We start from the raw sequence: 16,634 nt of genomic DNA, 5'->3' as shown, positions 1-16,634 counted from the left end.
GTGCACAAGCGCAAGCTGATCGAGGTGGCTCTGCCGCTGGAGGTGATCAACAATGCCTCGGCGCGCGAGAAGGCGATTAGGCACGGGCACCCGTCTACGCTTCACCTGTGGTGGTCGCGAAAGCCTCTGGCAACCGCGCGTGCGGTGCTCTTCTCCCAACTCGTTGATGACCCGAGTAGTCATCCTGAGACCTTCCCCGATGAAGCGAGCCAACGCCAGGAGCGCGAGCGGCTCCATGCGCTCATTGAGCAGCTCGCCGCCTGGGACGCCAGCCCTCAAGTCTTGAAGCAGGCGTGCGCCGAGATCAAGGCTTCCTCGCCCGGCGGCGCCCCGGCAGTGATGGATCCGTTCGCTGGTGGGGGGTCGATCCCGTTGGAAGCGGCTCGACTTGGCCTCGTGGCGAAGGCGAGCGATCTCAATCCGGTTGCAACTCTGATCAACAAGGCACTCTTGGAGATCCCGCGAGGCTTCGATACCTCGCCCGTTCATCCGCGGGTTGTCGAATCTGTGATTGGACACTGGCCGGGATACTCCGGTCTGGCGGCTGACGTACTTGCCTATGGCGAGGACATAATCGGCGCTGTCCGTAGCCGACTGTCTGGCATGTACCCCGTCGTTGAAGGTCCGGACGGGTCGGCTGCAACGGTCATCGCTTGGCTCTGGGCAAGATCTGTGACATGCCCGAACCCCGCCTGTGGCATCGAGATGCCGATCGTCACCAAATGGTGGCTGGGAAAGAAGAAGGGAAAGGAAGCATTCGTAGTACCCGAGGTTGTTCCTGCCGACGCGAATGGTCCAAAGCGGGTTGAGTTCAGCATCAGCAGATCGCCGGGTGGCCCGCAGGTCGAGCCGACGTCGCTCGGCCGCAAGGGAGCGACGTGTCTGGCGTGCGGTACAACCGCGCCGCTTCCCTATATCAAAGGCGAAGGGCAGGCTGGCAGGCTTCGCGCACGCCTTCTCGCGGTCGCACTCGAGGGAAACAGACAGCGGCACTATCTCGCGGGAACTCAAGAGTGGGAGCGCGCGGCCGACGTGCGACCCCCAGACGCTGTTCCGGATGTCCCGCTCTCTACGCATTCGCAATACATGGGTGCGCCGCAGTACGGGATGTCAACCGTTTCTGATCTGTTCACTCCGCGTCAGCTTCACGTCATGACTGCGTTGGCCGAGGAAGTTGCTGCCGCATCGGATTCGGCGTTGGCGGCGGCCAAGGCCGCTGGTCGTGCGGATGCAGACGAATACGCGAGGGCGCTGCGGGTCTATCTTGGTATTGCCCTGAGTAGGTACGCGAACTACTGCAATTCACTCTGTAGATGGCGACCCGATCCCGGCAAGGAGCAGTCGGGTGACATGTTTGCGATGCAGGCGGTTCAAATCGTTTGGGACTATTCAGAGGCGTCGCCGTGGAGTAATTCGGCCGGAGGCTGGCTTCCTGCGCTCAAGTTCGTGGCCAAGGCAATCGAACGACTTCCCAGGGTGACAGCGGGCTCTGCGCAACAGGCAGATGCGGCCAAGATCGACTACTCCAGATCGGTAATCAGCACCGATCCGCCGTACTTCGACTACGTGCCGTACTCGGATCTTTCCGACTTCTTCTATGCATGGCTCCGTCTGACGATGCGAGAGGAGTTTCCCGACCTGCTGGCGACGATCACTGCGCCCAAGCACGCTGAACTGGTGGCCGACCACGAGCGAAAAGGTGGCCGAGCGGAAGCGAGCCAGTTCTTCGAGGCTGGGTTTAGGGAAGTCTTTTCCGCGATGCGGAAGTCGTCTGATACTTCGTTCCCTGCGACCATCTACTACGCCTTTCGCGAATCCTCGGGGGTGAAATCGGCGTCGAAGGGTTGGGAGACCATCCTTCAGAGCATTGTCGACACGGGCTGGTCAATCACAGCCACGTGGCCAATGCGTAGCGAGCTGAGCAATCGCAGCCGAAGCATTGACTCGAATGCCCTCGCGTCATCGATTGTTCTCGCGCTCAGGCCGCGAGAGGAAGGCGCCGAGTCGACGGACCGCCGGGGCTTCATCGATGCTCTCGCTTCAGAACTGCCTGATGCGCTTCGACACCTACAGCATGGCCAGGTGGCCCCTGTCGACCTTCCACAGTCTTGTATTGGGCCAGGAATGTCGGTTTTCACGCGGTTCAGGATGGTGCTTGAGGACGACGGCTCCAGAATGACGGTTGGCAGTGCGCTCACGAGAATCAATGAAGTCCTCGACCAAGTCTTGAACGAGCAGGAAGGTGACTTCGATGCAACTTCTCGGTTCGCGATTGCTTGGTATCGGAGCCATGGCTATGGCGTCGGCGACTTTGGTGGCGCAGACAGTCTCGCCCGGGCACGCAACACGAGTGTCGACACGATGGACCGCGATGAGATCCTTACAAGCCGTGCTGGGAACGTTCAGCTGATCAAGCCGTCCGAACTGTCGTGGGATTACGACGTTCTCAAGGACCTGCACACCAGCAACTGGGAGGCTCTCCATCACCTGATCAAGGTGCTTGAGCGCGACGGAATCGCGCCGGCGGGTGACTTCCTACAGGCTGCTTTGGCCCGGCCCGATGGCGCTGTCGACGCCGATTTGGTGAAGGAACTTGCCCACCTGTTGTTCCGGATCGCGGAGGGTAACGGCTGGACGAAGGACGCACTCAGCTTCAACACCCTGGTCACCAGCTGGTCCGAAATCCAGGAAGTCGCACGCAGCGTGAAGAAACCTGTCACTTCGCAGGGAGCTTTCGACTTCGACGAGGGTGACGACTGATGAAGGACCTCACTGCGGGCGAGTACGCGCTGCGCAAGATCTTCTCCAGTGACTACGAGTTCACGATCCCGGACTACCAGCGGCCATACGCATGGGGCAAGGAGCAGGCACTCCAACTGCTGGACGATCTGGAGGGCGCTCTCGCCCGAGATACCGACGAGCCTTATTTCCTGGGTTCGATCGTGCTGGTGAAGGCGGGATCAGACCCGCGTGCTGAGGTGATCGACGGTCAGCAGCGGCTTACGACCCTCAGCATTCTCTTCGCAGTACTTCGCGATCTGACGGAGAACCCGAAGCTTGCCACGGAGCTGGCAAAGGTGGTTGTCGAGCCCGGTGAGATTCTTGCCGGCACTCAGGCGAAGCCGCGACTGACGCTAAGGAAGCGTGACGCCAAGTTTTTCGCCGACCGAGTCCAGGCCGAAGGTGCTACTGAGGACCTCATCGTGCTCGACGACGCTCACCTGAAGACGGACGCACAGAAGGCCATCCGCGACAACACCGCGTCCCTGCGTGACCGTCTCGTGGCCTGGCCCGACGACAAGCGGCAACGCCTCGCCGCCATGCTTGGCACCCGCACCTTCCTCGTCGTGGTGAGCACCCCTGACCTCAACAGCGCGCACCGCATCTTCAGCGTCATGAACGCGCGAGGACTCGACCTCACTCCGTCAGACATTTTCAAATCCAAGGTGATCGGCGACGTAAGTGATCAGGACGCCGCCGAGTACGCCGACAAGTGGGAGCAGGAGGAGGTCGACCTCGGACGCGACGCCTTCGCGAACCTCTTCGGCCACGTCCGCATGGTCTTCAAGAAGGAACGGGCAACCAAGGTTCTGCTCCAAGAGTTCGACGAGCAGGTCCTCAGCAAGTACCTGCCCGGCAAGGGGCGCGAGTTCGTCGATGACGTGCTCATCCCATACTCCGACGCCTACGAGCACCTACTGACCCAGAACTATCCCGACGACGTGAACTGGTCCCCGGTCAACAGCTGGCTGCGCCGCCTGATGCAGGTCGATAACGACAACTGGCAGGCGCCGGCGCTGTGGGCGCTCAAGGAGCACGGAAACGATCCGGCCTACCTGTCGGAGTTCCTCGGTAAGCTCGAGCGCCTAGCAGCGAGCATGCTGCTGCGACGCGTGTACGCGACCCCGCGAGGCTCCAGGTATGGCGAACTCCTCAAGCAACTCGAGAAGGGCGACGGACTGTGCGCGGCAGCCTTCGACCTCACTCCCGAGGAAATGGCCGAGACGAAGGACCGACTGGCCGACCGCCTGTATCTGGTCGCGCCCGTGCGCAAGTACGTCCTCCTCCGGCTGGACGACCTGCTCGCCAAGCAGCCCGGCGTCAGCTACCAGCACAAGATGATCACCGTCGAGCACGTCCTTCCGCAGAACCCCAGGGACAGCAGTGTGTGGAAGCGGGACTTTACCGACGATGAGTGCCTGTACTGGACCCACCGACTCGGCAACCTGGTGTTGCTCAATCGTGCCAAGAACAGCGAGGCGCAGAACTACGACTTCGCCAAGAAGAAGGCGAACTACTTCACCAGCACCAAAGGTAGCGCCGTCTTCGCGCTCACGACTCAGGTGCTCATGCAGAACGAGTGGACCCCGGCTGTGATCGAGGCCCGCCAGGCGGACCTCCTGACTGTGCTTCACAAGGAATGGGAGCTGAACTGACATGGCCCTGAGTAACCGCGACCGTATCGACCGCATGTTCCAAGTGCTGGCGCCGGCACTCGATGACTTCATCTCAACCGTCGTCGGGCAAGGTGATCCGGCGCTCGGGGCCGTGTGGACCACGCTCGTTCAGGCCAAGGACAGCAAAAATGGGGCTCCGTCGACAAAGACATACGACGCGCTGGATCCGCAGGTGCAGTTCAGGATCCTGACCGAAGGCAACATCACCGGCGGATTCAGGAAGGGGTGGTATCCGTTCAATCAGGCCATCGGCCGTGCCGGTGAGACCTTTGCCAGCGAGCTGCGCGAAGTGCGCAACGAGTGGGCGCACAACGGCACGTTCACCGATGACGATGCCTACCGTGCCCTCGACACGGGCGAAAGACTCCTCAAGCTGATCGGTGCCGCGAAGGACGCCGATCGGGTCCGCGAGATCCGACACAACCTTCGTCGCGTCACCGCAGACAAGGACGACAAGAAGGTCCTCAAGGCTGCGGTCGACAACCCCGAGGCCACAGGCCTCCGGCCGTGGCGCGAGGTGCTCCAACCGCATGACGACGTCGCGACCGGCAACTTCCACGCCTCGGAGTTCGCGGCCGACCTATACAAGGTCGCCACAGGCGGCGAGGTCGACGCCGACTACGCCGACCCCGTCGAGTTCTTCCGCCGCACCTACCTGACCGAGGGCCTCCGCGACCTCATTGGCCGTGCTGTGCGTCGTTTTGCCGGCGACGACAATGCCTCCCCGGTCATCAACCTGCAGACCAACTTCGGTGGCGGCAAGACTCACTCGATGCTGTCCCTGTGGCACGTCGCATCGGGTTTGCCCGTGGGTGAGTTCCCACAGGAGACTCAGGAACTTCTCACCGCCAGCGGATACTCGGCCACCAAGGTCAACCGCGTCGCGATTGTCGGTAACCACTTCAGCCCGTCCGGCGTCACGAAGGATGACGGCACCCACGTGAACACCATGTGGGGCGAGCTCGCGTGGCAGCTCGGTGGGCCGGAAGCCTACGCGATCGTGGCAAAGGCGGATCGAGACCGGACCCACCCAGGCGAGGCACTCCACACGCTGCTGGGCAAGTACGCGCCCGCCGTCATCCTCATTGACGAATGGGTTGCCTACGCGCGGTCACTGGTTGGTCGGGACGACCTTGCCGGCGGCACGTTCGAGGACCAGTTCACGTTCGCTCAGCTGCTCACCGAGGCCGCTAAGGGCACAAGTGGTGTCCTGCTCGCGATCTCGATTCCGGCATCGGAGACCGGGGACGCCAACGACAAGATCGTCGCGGGCAACGCGGAAGAGGTCGGTGGACAGAACGGACTGGAGGCACTCAAGCGCCTCCAGAACATCGTTCGCCGTCTCGCCGATCAGTGGCGCCCGGCCTCGTCCGACGAGGCCTATCACATCGTCAAGCAGCGGCTGTTCAAGCAGCCGGACGCCGCGGCGCTCGCCGCGATCGGTGCGACCGCCCGCGCGTACGTGGAGATGTACCGCAAGTTCTCCGACGAATTCCCACGCGAATCACGCGACGCCGCCTACGAGGACCGCATCAAGAAGACCTACCCGATCCACCCGGAGCTGTTCGACACCCTCTACGAGGAATGGTCGTCGCTCGAGCGTTTCCAGCGCACCCGCGGCGTCCTGCGCCTGATGAGCACCGTCATCCATGCCCTCTGGGTCGGAGAGGCTCAATCACCGCTGATCATGCCAGCGTCGATCCCGCTCGCCACTGCGAACGTGAACTCCGAGCTGACACAGTACCTTCAGGACTCCTGGAAGACGATCATCGACGCCGACGTCGACGGCTCGAACTCCGAGCCGGCTCGTATCGACAAGGACAAACCTCTGTTCGGCCAGCAGGCTTTGACGAAGCGACTTGCGCGCACGGTCTTCTTCGGTGCTGCTCCGACGATCGCACCCGGGTCGGTCCACAAGGGGATCGGCACCCAACGGGTCTTCCTCGGAACAGCCATTCCGGGCGACGTCCCCGGCAACTTCCACTCCGCGCTGACACAGCTCGGTGATCGTGCGACGTACTTCTACTCCGGCTCCGGTAAGTACTGGTACGACGTCCAGCCCAACATCACGCGCACGGCGAAGGACCAGGCGGAGCGTCTTCACAAGGAAGATGTGTGGGCCGAGATCGTCCGCCGTCTCCAGGACCAGGGCCGCAAGCGTGGCGACTTCGCCGGTGTCCACGTTTGCCCGGAGTCGAACGCGGACATCCCCGACACCGACGAGGCACGACTTGTCATCCTGCATCCGAAGGTCGCCCACAAGCGTGGTACAGAATCCGAGGCAAAGGAGTTCGCGCATAACGCCACTGAGCACCGTGGCAGCTCGAACCGGACACACCGCAACGCCATCGTCTACCTCGCAGCGGACGAGGCGCGACTCGAAGAACTCGACAGCGCAACCCGCGACTACCTCGGCTGGACGCACGTCCTCGCCAACGAGGCCGACCTCGATCTGACTCAGAACCAGAAGAACCAGGCGTCGCAGCGGGCTGCCCAGGCTGACCAGACGGTCACCGCGCGTCTGCTGCAGAGCTTCACGTGGGCCTTGGTTCCCGCGCAGCCGGACCCGGGGGCGCCGTTCCTGATCAGGGAGACGAAGGTCGAGGGCCAGTCTGACGCTCTCGCCGACCGCGTCTCGCGGCGCCTGGGCAGCGACGGCGACCTCTCGACGAGGCAGGCCGCGGCGACGATCAGACTCGCGATAGGCAAGATCCCGCAGATCTGGAAGGACGGCCACGTCACACTGGGCGCGTTGTGGGGGCTGTACTCGCAGTACCCCTACATGCCGCGCCTGCGCGACCGGACCGTTCTCGACGCCGGCATCCTCGACCTGCCGATGATCTGGCAGACCGACGCGTTCGCACTCGCGGCGGGATACGACGAGGCCGCCGGCCGGTACATCGGACTCTGGACGCCGGAGGACAAGGAGGGCGCGCCCGTCGCCAACGACTCGCTCCTTCTCGTCCGCCCCGACGTCGCGGAGAAGCAGCGCTCGACCGAACCCGGCCCCGAGCCGACACCGGTGCCTGGTCCCGAGCCGGTACCCGGCCCCGGCCCCGGCCCGGAGCCTGGCCCGGGACCGGCCCCGCAGCCCGGGCCCGGACCGAAGGTCGACATCGCTTGGCCGACGCGCTTTTACGGGGTGAAGACCCTCAACTCCGACAAGATCGCACTGGAGTTCAAGAACGTTGCGGACGAGGTGCTCGCGCACCTTCGTTCCGGTGAGAACACCAGCGTCACAGTGCGGATCGAGATCGAGGCGACCGACTCCGAGGGCTTCAACGAGAGCCGCGTTCGAACCGTCTCCGAGAATGCGCGGACCCTCAAGTTCGACCAGTCCGGATTCGAGGAAAGCTGAGCGATCAGGTCAGGACTGTCGGGTATGCCCTGGTGCCGCCAGCATGCAACTGCCGCCGTGTGCAGGGAGTCGTACACCTAGATCCTAGGATCTAGGTGTACGTGCTCCGCGAAAGAACTGACACATCATCCTCAGAAGATAGCTGGCGCATGAGATTCGACGGTTCCGGCAACGTTCGGGTCGGATCTTCGTGCTGCAGCTAGGTCAGCTAATCTGCTGCGCAGGAATCGATCGATTGTTCGGGAGCAATGGGTAGCGACGAGCCACTGGCAGTTGGCGACGAGGTACGTGGCTGGGTCGATGCTGCTCGGGCGATGATCGATGCACGAGCACAGGTGATCGCCGCCGCCGACGAGGCGGCGACACAGCTGCAAAAGCGGGTGGTGTGGGCACCTCAAGCAAACCGCATGAGCTGGCACTTTCTCCCACTTCGTTCTGGTGACCGCGAGCCCATCAGGGCCGTCGCAGCCAAGGCAACCCTTCCGCGAATCCCCGCCGACATTCAGAAGGAACTGGATCGGTTGGTTGCGGAAGTAGGCCAAGCCACTGACGACCTGCAGAAGGTGACTGGATTCGGCCGGCTTCTTCTGTTCGGCGGTACAAGGGACAAGGCCAACCGCGCCGCACGCTTGCTGCCCGGGTACCACAAATGGTTCCTCGCCAGCGGACTGCGCGACGAGATCGAGCGCGCAGCTCCTCGCGACGACCCTCGGGTGCGTACGCTCGGTATCTCTGACGCACTCGCTGACTGGGTGGGACTTGCGCAGGAGCTCCCTGAGCAGGGCAAGGGTGCGGCCATCGAAGCCGCGCGGTCATTTGTCGAACTGCCCAGCGCGGTGATCCTCATCCAGCGGGCGGCTGCTGACCAGGCGGAACGGCGTAGCGCAGCCCTGAACGCCGGCAACGCCGTGCGGAACAGCGAAACCGATCGGATGCTGGCCGAAATGCCTGTCGAGCGACTCCGCGAGGCGAGCCGAGACAGGATCCGCGTCGGTGTACTCACCGAGAACGACATCACCACCGTGCACGCCGTGCTGTGTAACGAGGACCGACTCGAGAAGCTCGAAGGAATTGGCGAGACCTCCGCCAACAGGATCCGCGCAGCAGCACGCACGTTGAGGCACAACACGTTCGAAGAGATGCCGATGCGCATCGACATCAAGAATCGCACAGCGGCGCACACCGAGTTTCTGCGTCGACTCCGCAGCTGGGATGCAGCACGTCGAGTCTCCGCGTCACCCGACGACCTTGCGCGTGCCGAGCAGTTGGCTCCGTTCGCCGCGGCGATAAGCGCGACCGTGACGCACACCCTCGTCATACCCACCTCATTGTCGACCGTTGAGGACTACCGTGACGCGGTCCGAACCGTCGTGACGACTGCCTCGGCGATCTCCGAAGCCCATGGCTCCGCCCAATCTGGCGACCCCTGGGACGACTTTCTCGCGCGCCCCGCCGACTACTTCGCGCTCTTGGCCGAACTCGGGTTCATCACCGAGGACGACGAGAAGACGCACGGCGACCTCCCCGCGGAAATCGTGGAGGCCGTTCGCGAGTTCGACCTCAAAGCAGATCACTTGCTGGCCTCTCTGCGCGGGTATCAGAGCTTCGCGGCACGATTCGCCTTGGTCCAACGCAAAGTGATCATCGGCGACGAGATGGGCCTCGGTAAGACAGTCGAGGCGATCGCTGTACTGGCTCATCTACGCGCGAAGGGTGAACACCATTTCCTGGTCATCTGTCCTGCGGCGGTGGTGACGAACTGGGTGCGCGAGGTCAGCGCCAAGTCGAACCTTGCCGCGCACCGGCTACACGGCCCGGATCGGAACTCGGCATCCAAGCAGTGGGTGCGCAAGGGCGGCGTTGCCGTCACCACATTCGAAACCTTGCGGTGGCTGATCGAGAATGTCGAACAACCAGCATTGGGCTGCGTCGTCGTCGACGAGGCGCACTGCATCAAGAACCCCGACGCGCTCAGGACTCAGAGGACCGCCCAGATCCTGGATTCGTGTGAGCGGGCAATCCTTCTGACGGGAACTCCTCTCGAGAATCGACTGGACGAGTTCCGCAACCTCGTCGGCTATCTTCGACCAGACCTTGCCCTGGACGCGGACGAATTCTCGCCCAAGAAGTTTCGGCGCCAAGTGGCCCCCGCCTATCTGCGTCGCAACCAAGAAGATGTCCTCACAGAGCTGCCTGAGCTGGTCGAGGTCGACGAGTGGGTCACGATGTCGGATGAGGACGTCGCTGCCTACAGCTCCGCAGTGAACGACCGGAACTTCATGGCGATGCGCCAGGCGGCGATGAAGCAAGGGATCAAGTCGGCCAAGATGCAACGTCTCGTTGAGCTGGTCGAGGAGGCAGAAGCCAACGGACGACGCGTCATCGTCTTCTCGCACTTCCTCGACATCCTTCGGGATGTATCCCGACACATGCCAGGGCAGGTTTTCGGTCCGCTCACCGGATCGGTCGCCGCAAGTCAACGCCAGGTGATGGTTGACGAGTTCTCCGCCGCCAACCAAGGTGCCGTTCTCGTTGCCCAGATCGTCGCCGGCGGTGTCGGCTTGAACATCCAGGCAGCCTCCGTCGTGGTGATCTGCGAGCCCCAGCTCAAACCGACCACAGAATGGCAGGCCATCGCCCGCGCTCACCGGATGGGACAGCTGGAATCCGTTCAGGTGCACAGGCTTCTGTCAGACGAGGGAGTCGATCAACGCGTTCGAGAGATCCTGGCCCGCAAGAAGGAGCTGTTCGAGAGCTTCGCTCGGGAGAGTGAAACCGCGGCGAGTGCGCCGGAAGCATATGACGTGACCGAGGCAGAACTAGCACGCGACATCATTGCCGCAGAGCGCCAGCGGCTCTTCGGGCAAGCCGTGCCAGCGGCGTCGGCACAGCAACAGGCAAAACCAGCTGATGGCGTGCAGGACAATTCGAGTCCTGCGCGTGGCTCGGCCGCGCCGTCTGCACAGAGACCCGCAGCTACTGGCCTCACCACGCATTCGCCCACAGCCCCAAGCGTGACGCCCAAGCGGCGACCCGAGGCGACCGTCCAACCGGCAGGCGATCAGTTCACCAAGCCACCGCGCCGTGTGTTTGCTGGCGGCACGGCACTGGCGCCGGCAAACGCCGAGGCGCGGACCCCAACTGCTGAGTCCACGGACTTGATGCCGTACTCCGCATTTCTTCAGGCGTTGTCGCCGATCTCCAAGACAGCTTCCGGCAGCATCATCGACAACGTCGTCTCGATCGTGTCCGTGGAAGGCCCGGTGACGGGATGGCGAATCCACCAGGTCTACCGAGAATGCGCATCGGGCCGCGGGCCCATCGACGAATTCTCGCGAATCCTCAACCGCGCCATCTCGGCTGCCGAGCAAACTGGGCGGATCGTTTCCGAGAATCCGTTGGGGCGATCCGGTAACAAGCCGATTACCTTCAGGCTTCCGACGCAATCCTCAGCGATCGCCCGCGAACTTGGCCCTCGGACAATCGACGTTGTTCCGCCGAACGAGGTCGTACAGTACTGCCGGATAGCGTCGGAGGGGGAGGCGTCGATCTCCGGGGACGTGCTCATTGATCGTGTGGGCAGGATGCTCCGAAACCCGATGCCGCCCGCCGATCTACGCCGTGCTGTCCTGGCAGCGAGGCGAATCCACACGCCATAGTGGTGCAAACCCGGGCCTCGGGCCTGCTGCAGGATAGGCGACAGCTCCGGCCGCGCTACCTGTTCGTGTCGGCGCTGTGATGTGCCCGGTGCAGATCAGGTCCGAAAGGCGATGACGGCTCCGGCCTGGACTTCGACACCGAAGGCGTTCGGCGAGCGCCGACATCGACGACCCGTGGTTGAAGGCGTTGTGGGGCAACCCCATCGATTCCTAATCGAGTATCTCGCCGATCCCGATGCCGACGCGTAGGGTTCCGGTGCGGACGGAACCGCACTTGCCTTCGTGGCCCCCGGCAAGCACGGATCCGATGCGCCGATCATGCTCGCGCCCGGTTCGCTCGTGGTGGGCCTGAACTCGTTCGTCTCGGGACAGACGCCCACGGCGGACGCCGCGGGATCCGTGATGGTGGTGCCTCGTGTCGGTCTGAGAGGGCTGCCGCTCGTGATCGTCGCCGACCCGACCGATCACATGTCGACGCTCGGCGTGCTGAGTGTCTCGACGACAGCCCGTTCGAGGTCGGCGGCCCGACGCACGTCGCGCACTGGCACGACTGGCTGCGGTGGTCGAACGTCCTGCAGTTCGTCACCCGCTCTCGGTTGGGGCACGACCTGCCGATGCGCATGGCCGAGATCTGGACCCGGCGGTCGGACGACCCATTCGCGGGCACGCTGATCCCGTTGGCGGGCCCGGTGCCGGGCAAGACGGCGGACGCGGGGCTCGAGCTGGGTCCCGAGTGGTCGCTCGTGCGCGACTACACCGACCCTGTTCTCGCGCAGCTCATCGCGATCATGGCTCGGGAGGGCGTCGACGTGCCCGAGGCGGGCGCCGAGGTCGGACCCGACGAGTCCGTGTGGCAGGTCGAGCTGGCGTGGCCGGATACGAAGGTCGCGGTCGTCGTCGACATCGATGCCGACCGTGACGAGTGGCTCGAGAAGCACGGGTGGACGGTGGCCTCCGCGGAGGGGGCGTTCGAGCCGGATACTCTTGCACGCGAGATCGAGGATGCGGTGAAGGGGAGTACGCAGTGAAGGCCGAAGTGCGGATGCACGACCTGTTCGACAGCTCGTACGACCGGCTCGAGGGCAGCGTCAAGCAGCGCGTGGTGGACTTCATCATGAAGATCCAGCGGGATCCGGAGGCTCCCGGACTCGACTTCAAGATCCCAAAGCTGGCGCAGAACAACCGGGTGCGCACGGCACGCGTGACCGACCACTACCGCGCCGTGCTGGTCGCGGCGGGTGAGGACGACGGCACCAGCATCCTGTACCTCGTGGCGGTCAAGAAGCACGACGCCGCCTACGACTACGCGAGCAAGCTCACCCTCCAGGTCAACGCCAAGACTGGCGCCGCCGAGCTCTTCGACGCCATCGCGCTCGAGGAGGCGGTCGGCAAGGCTCGTAGCGCGGAGGCAGCGGAACCGTCCGCGAAGCCGATCATTCCCGCGAAGGTCAAGCAGAAGGACCTCGAACGGTTCGGTGTCGATCCCGAGATCGCCGAGCAGCTCAAGAAGGTGACCGACGAGGACGACCTCATGGCGATCGCCGACGCGTTGCCGTCCTCGCAGGGCAACGCTGTCCTCGACCTCGCCTACGGTAAGAGCCCCGACGAGGTGTGGGCGGACCTGGTGATCGAGGATCCGGGCGAGGTCGACGTCGACGACATCGAGGCGGCACTGCAGCGCCCGCTCTCGCGACTCAGCTTCACCACGTACGAGGGCGAGAACGAGGAAGAGCTCCGCGCCGTCCTTGAGGGTGACTTCGCGAAGTGGCGGGTGTGGCTGCATCCGCTGCAGCGCAAGCTCGCTCAGCACTCGGGCTGGAACGGGCCGTTCCGCGTGACCGGTGGCGCAGGCACCGGAAAGACCGTGACCGCGATCCATCGTGCGCGCCATCTCGCTCGTCGGCTCGACGCCGACTCGTCCACACAGAAGGTGCTGTTCACGACCTTCACCAAGAACCTGTCCCGCGCGATCGAGTCCCAGCTGAAGCAGCTGGCGGGACCGAAGATCGTCGATCGGGTCGACGTCGTCAATATCGACTCACTGGTCCGCCGGGTGGTTTCCGCCTCGGACGCGCGCCGCAAGGCCGTCAGTTCCGTCAAGTTCGTCTCGGCCGACGCCGACGAGGTGCGCGATCTCTGGTCGAGCGCGGCGCTGGTCGCGGTCGGTCAGTGGGACACGACGTTCCTCGCGGACGAGTGGTCACAGGTGGTTCTCGGCAACGCGATCGTGGACGAGGCCGGCTACCTCCGCGTCACCCGCAGCGGCCGCAGCCAGCGCCTGACCCGGCCGCAGCGTGCGGACGTGTGGCAGGTGATCGAGCAGTTCGAACGCCTGATGCGATCGCAGGGGCTGATGACCTTCACCCAGCTCGCCTCACAGGCGGCCGCGATGCTGGTCGCCGACCCGGCGCTGCGGGACCAGATCGGCTACCGCCACGCGGTGATCGACGAGGCGCAGGATCTGCACCCCGCGCACTGGAAGCTGCTGCGCGCCCTCATCGCGCCGGCAACCGACGACCTGTTCATCGTCGGCGACGCACACCAACGCATCTACGGGCGCCCGGCGCCGTTGTCCCGCTACGGGATCGAGACGCGCGGTCGTTCACGCCGGCTCACTGTCAACTATCGGACCTCGAGGGAGATCCTGCAGTGGTGCCTGCAGGTCGTCGATCAGGACGTGGATGATCTCGACCTCGCCTCCGATACCCTCGCCGGGGCGCGATCGGTGTTCGGTGGGCCGGATCCGGAGACCGAGCAGTTCAAGAGCCAGGGCGACGAGGACAAGGGCATCGCCGCGCAGATCAACGAGTGGATCAAGGAAGGAATCGCGCCGTCCGACGTCGCCGTCTTCGCCTTCGACAACAAGGCCGTCGGCGAGATCGCCGAATCGCTGGAGGCCAGCGGGATCGGCAGCGTCGTCGTCACCGACAAGTCCGACGAGGACAAGCTCGGCGACGCGGTCCGCGTGATGACCATGCACCGTGCGAAGGGCCTGGAGTTCCGCGCAGTCATGCTGGCTCGGCTCGGCGCCGACTCGTTCCCTCCCTACTATGTGCAGAAGATGACCGGCCCGGCGCGAGAGCTGGAAGAGAGCAAGCTGCGGAACGTCCTCTACGTCGCGGGCTCGCGGGCTCGGGAGAGACTGGCGGTGGTGTGGACGGAGGAGCTGTCCACGCTCGCCACCACCTCCCTGTAGACCTAGCGCACTGCGTCGATCGCGGCGTAAGCGGACTTGATCAGTGGGCTCGACTCGTCGAGCTTGCTCAGTCGAATGCGCTGAGCGCTGAGGATGTCGGTGGACGACACGCGAGCAGACGCGGAGTGTCCGAAGGTCTCTCTGGCGATCTCAACAAATCGGGCCTTGGACTCCCGGGTCTTTGACTCGGGATCCCAGTCCTCGGTTTCAGCCAGGACCGCGGCTTCTGGAACCTTGCCGTCGAGGTAGTAGATGTTGTCACGGCCCCACAACAGGATGTCGCGAAGGTTCTTCACGACGCTTTCGTCGTCAACCTCCTGCCCTTTGGTGTTCGCGAAGTGCTTTGGTACGCATCCGAGGAGCTTCTTTGCCAACTCTTGCCAAAGCTCGCGGTTCTGCGCTGTGGCAGGAATTCGGTCACATTCCGTCCAGTCGGCGCTGTCAGTACGCTGATCGCCGTCGAGGAGCATCACGACGTCAGTGGCCTTGGCGAGTGCGAGTGCAGGAAGGGAATGCGTGACAAGGTTTCCTGCACCCCCAGGGAAAATCACGGGCGCGATAATGCCGCGGAGATCGTCGCAGTGGACAGTGATTGCGCGGGAGACGATCTCAGCGGCGAGTGCGTCCTCGACCATGATTCGCTTGTTCTTCAGCCCTGTCGTATGTCCGATGTGAAAGAAGGCTTGACTCGGGTGCGTCTCATCCGAGATCAGGGAGACCTCACCGGTCTCTGGGTCCGCGCTCAGCAGCTTGATCGCTTCGGCTGGGAGTTCCTCAACGATGGAAGGGGAGTGGGTCGACAGGACGACCTGTGTGCCTTTACGGACTACTTGTCGTTTCAGGAAGTTGACGAGGCGCTTCTGGGCGCCCGGGTGCAGCGATACCTCGGGTTCGTCGAGGAGGAGAAGCCCGTTGTTGTCCATCTCGGATATTGCGTCGACAAGCCGCACGATCGCGAACTCGCCGCTGCCGGCGTGCGCTTCGGAATACTCGCCATCGGCGAGGCGGAGTTTCGCGGAGTAGCCGGTCGAAGAATAAAACTTGTGTTTGACGATCTTGATGGATGCGAATTTCTTCCCGAGGATGTGTGAGATGTCGCTGACCACGCTATCGGAAAGATGACGGACGGGCTCCAGGATCCTTTCATTGTCCTTTGCTCGTGCTCGCTGTTCGAAGGCCCGTGCGAGGCCTTCGGCTCTGTCGAGTACGCGAAACTTCTTGCCGTTGGCCATCTTGGTCCACTGATCCTCCGCTGCATGGTAGAGGTACTTGTCGTATGCAGAGAGCTCAGACCGAAAGTCCAGATACTCGACATCTTTCGGGACTGGATTCCAACGAACCTTCGTGTCGGAGAGCAGGTGCGCGACTTCAGGATCATCAACAGGGATGTCGGCCATGTGGTCGACCGCCACCCGCTTCGTAGACTCCCAGTAGTCCGGGTCCTTCTTCGTTGCGAGTGCTTTCGGAACCTCGACTTGGCGATACGGCTTCTTGCCTCGTGCCTTCCGGCACTCGCCGATGATCGATCGATCCTTCACGTGTGTGCGGAATTTGTAGATGAAGCGTTGCAGCGTGCTCTCATTGGCGCGAGTGCGACTGTCGATGTCGTCGACAGCTGTTGAGAACCAGAAGTCAGACAGGCTCTTCCCGCTCGGAGCGCCATACAGCGCGTGAAGAATCGACGACTTGTTCGAGCCGTTTGGGCCGACAAGCGCGGTGATCGGGAAAGTGAAGGTGATTGTGAGGTTCGGCGCCAACGCTTTGTATCGGGGGAAGCGAATCTCCGTGATGACAGGATCGGCCGCCTTGCCTGCAAATCGTTCCCGCAACTCGTCGTCGGTTGGAGTCCCCACCCTGATCAGTTCCTTTCGCGAATCTCACTCAAGACCGGACGAACTTATCAAGCGTGTGACGGTCGGATGCTTGACGCCTGAGAATGTCGGACAGGAGCCACGGGTTCGGCA

Annotated in this window: 7 protein-coding genes; 6 read left to right on the top strand and 1 reads right to left on the bottom strand. The window is 63.4% G+C overall.

The window, feature by feature from the left end:
- From J2X34_RS14775 to J2X34_RS14750, 6 genes are all read left to right on the top strand, one after another.
- Entirely contained in the window at positions 1-2,760 is a 2,760-nt protein-coding gene (locus J2X34_RS14775) for a DUF1156 domain-containing protein (RefSeq protein WP_429518039.1), read from the top strand.
- Positions 2,760-4,436 (top strand): DUF262 domain-containing protein, encoded by a 1,677-nt coding sequence (locus J2X34_RS14770; RefSeq protein WP_429518038.1) that lies wholly within the window; start codon positions 2,760-2,762, stop codon positions 4,434-4,436. Before J2X34_RS14775 ends, J2X34_RS14770 begins: the two co-directional genes overlap by 1 nt.
- Position 4,437: 1 nt before the next feature.
- The gene (locus J2X34_RS14765; RefSeq protein WP_429518036.1) at positions 4,438-7,815 is read left to right on the top strand and encodes a Swt1 family HEPN domain-containing protein; all 3,378 of its coding nucleotides are present in this window, start codon (positions 4,438-4,440) and stop codon (positions 7,813-7,815) included.
- Between the two features lie 248 nt (positions 7,816-8,063).
- The gene (locus J2X34_RS14760; RefSeq protein WP_429518034.1) at positions 8,064-11,474 is read left to right on the top strand and encodes an SNF2-related protein; all 3,411 of its coding nucleotides are present in this window, start codon (positions 8,064-8,066) and stop codon (positions 11,472-11,474) included.
- Positions 11,475-12,088: 614 nt separating this feature from the next.
- The gene (locus tag J2X34_RS14755; protein ID WP_429518032.1) at positions 12,089-12,502 is read left to right on the top strand and encodes a hypothetical protein; all 414 of its coding nucleotides are present in this window, start codon (positions 12,089-12,091) and stop codon (positions 12,500-12,502) included.
- Entirely contained in the window at positions 12,499-14,670 is a 2,172-nt protein-coding gene (locus tag J2X34_RS14750; RefSeq protein ID WP_429518030.1) for a UvrD-helicase domain-containing protein, read from the top strand. Before J2X34_RS14755 ends, J2X34_RS14750 begins: the two co-directional genes overlap by 4 nt.
- A gap of 2 nt (positions 14,671-14,672) precedes the next feature.
- Here J2X34_RS14750 and J2X34_RS14745 read toward each other — a convergent pair whose 3' ends face one another.
- Positions 14,673-16,523: an ATP-binding protein gene (locus J2X34_RS14745; protein WP_181818798.1), complete on the bottom strand. Its 1,851-nt coding sequence runs from the start codon at positions 16,521-16,523 to the stop codon at positions 14,673-14,675.
- Between the last annotated feature and the right edge of the window lie 111 nt (positions 16,524-16,634).

Source organism: Rhodococcus sp. BE178 (assembly GCF_050433545.1).
GTDB lineage: Bacteria > Actinomycetota > Actinomycetes > Mycobacteriales > Mycobacteriaceae > Prescottella.
This window is presented reverse-complemented; position numbering and strand designations above follow the sequence as displayed.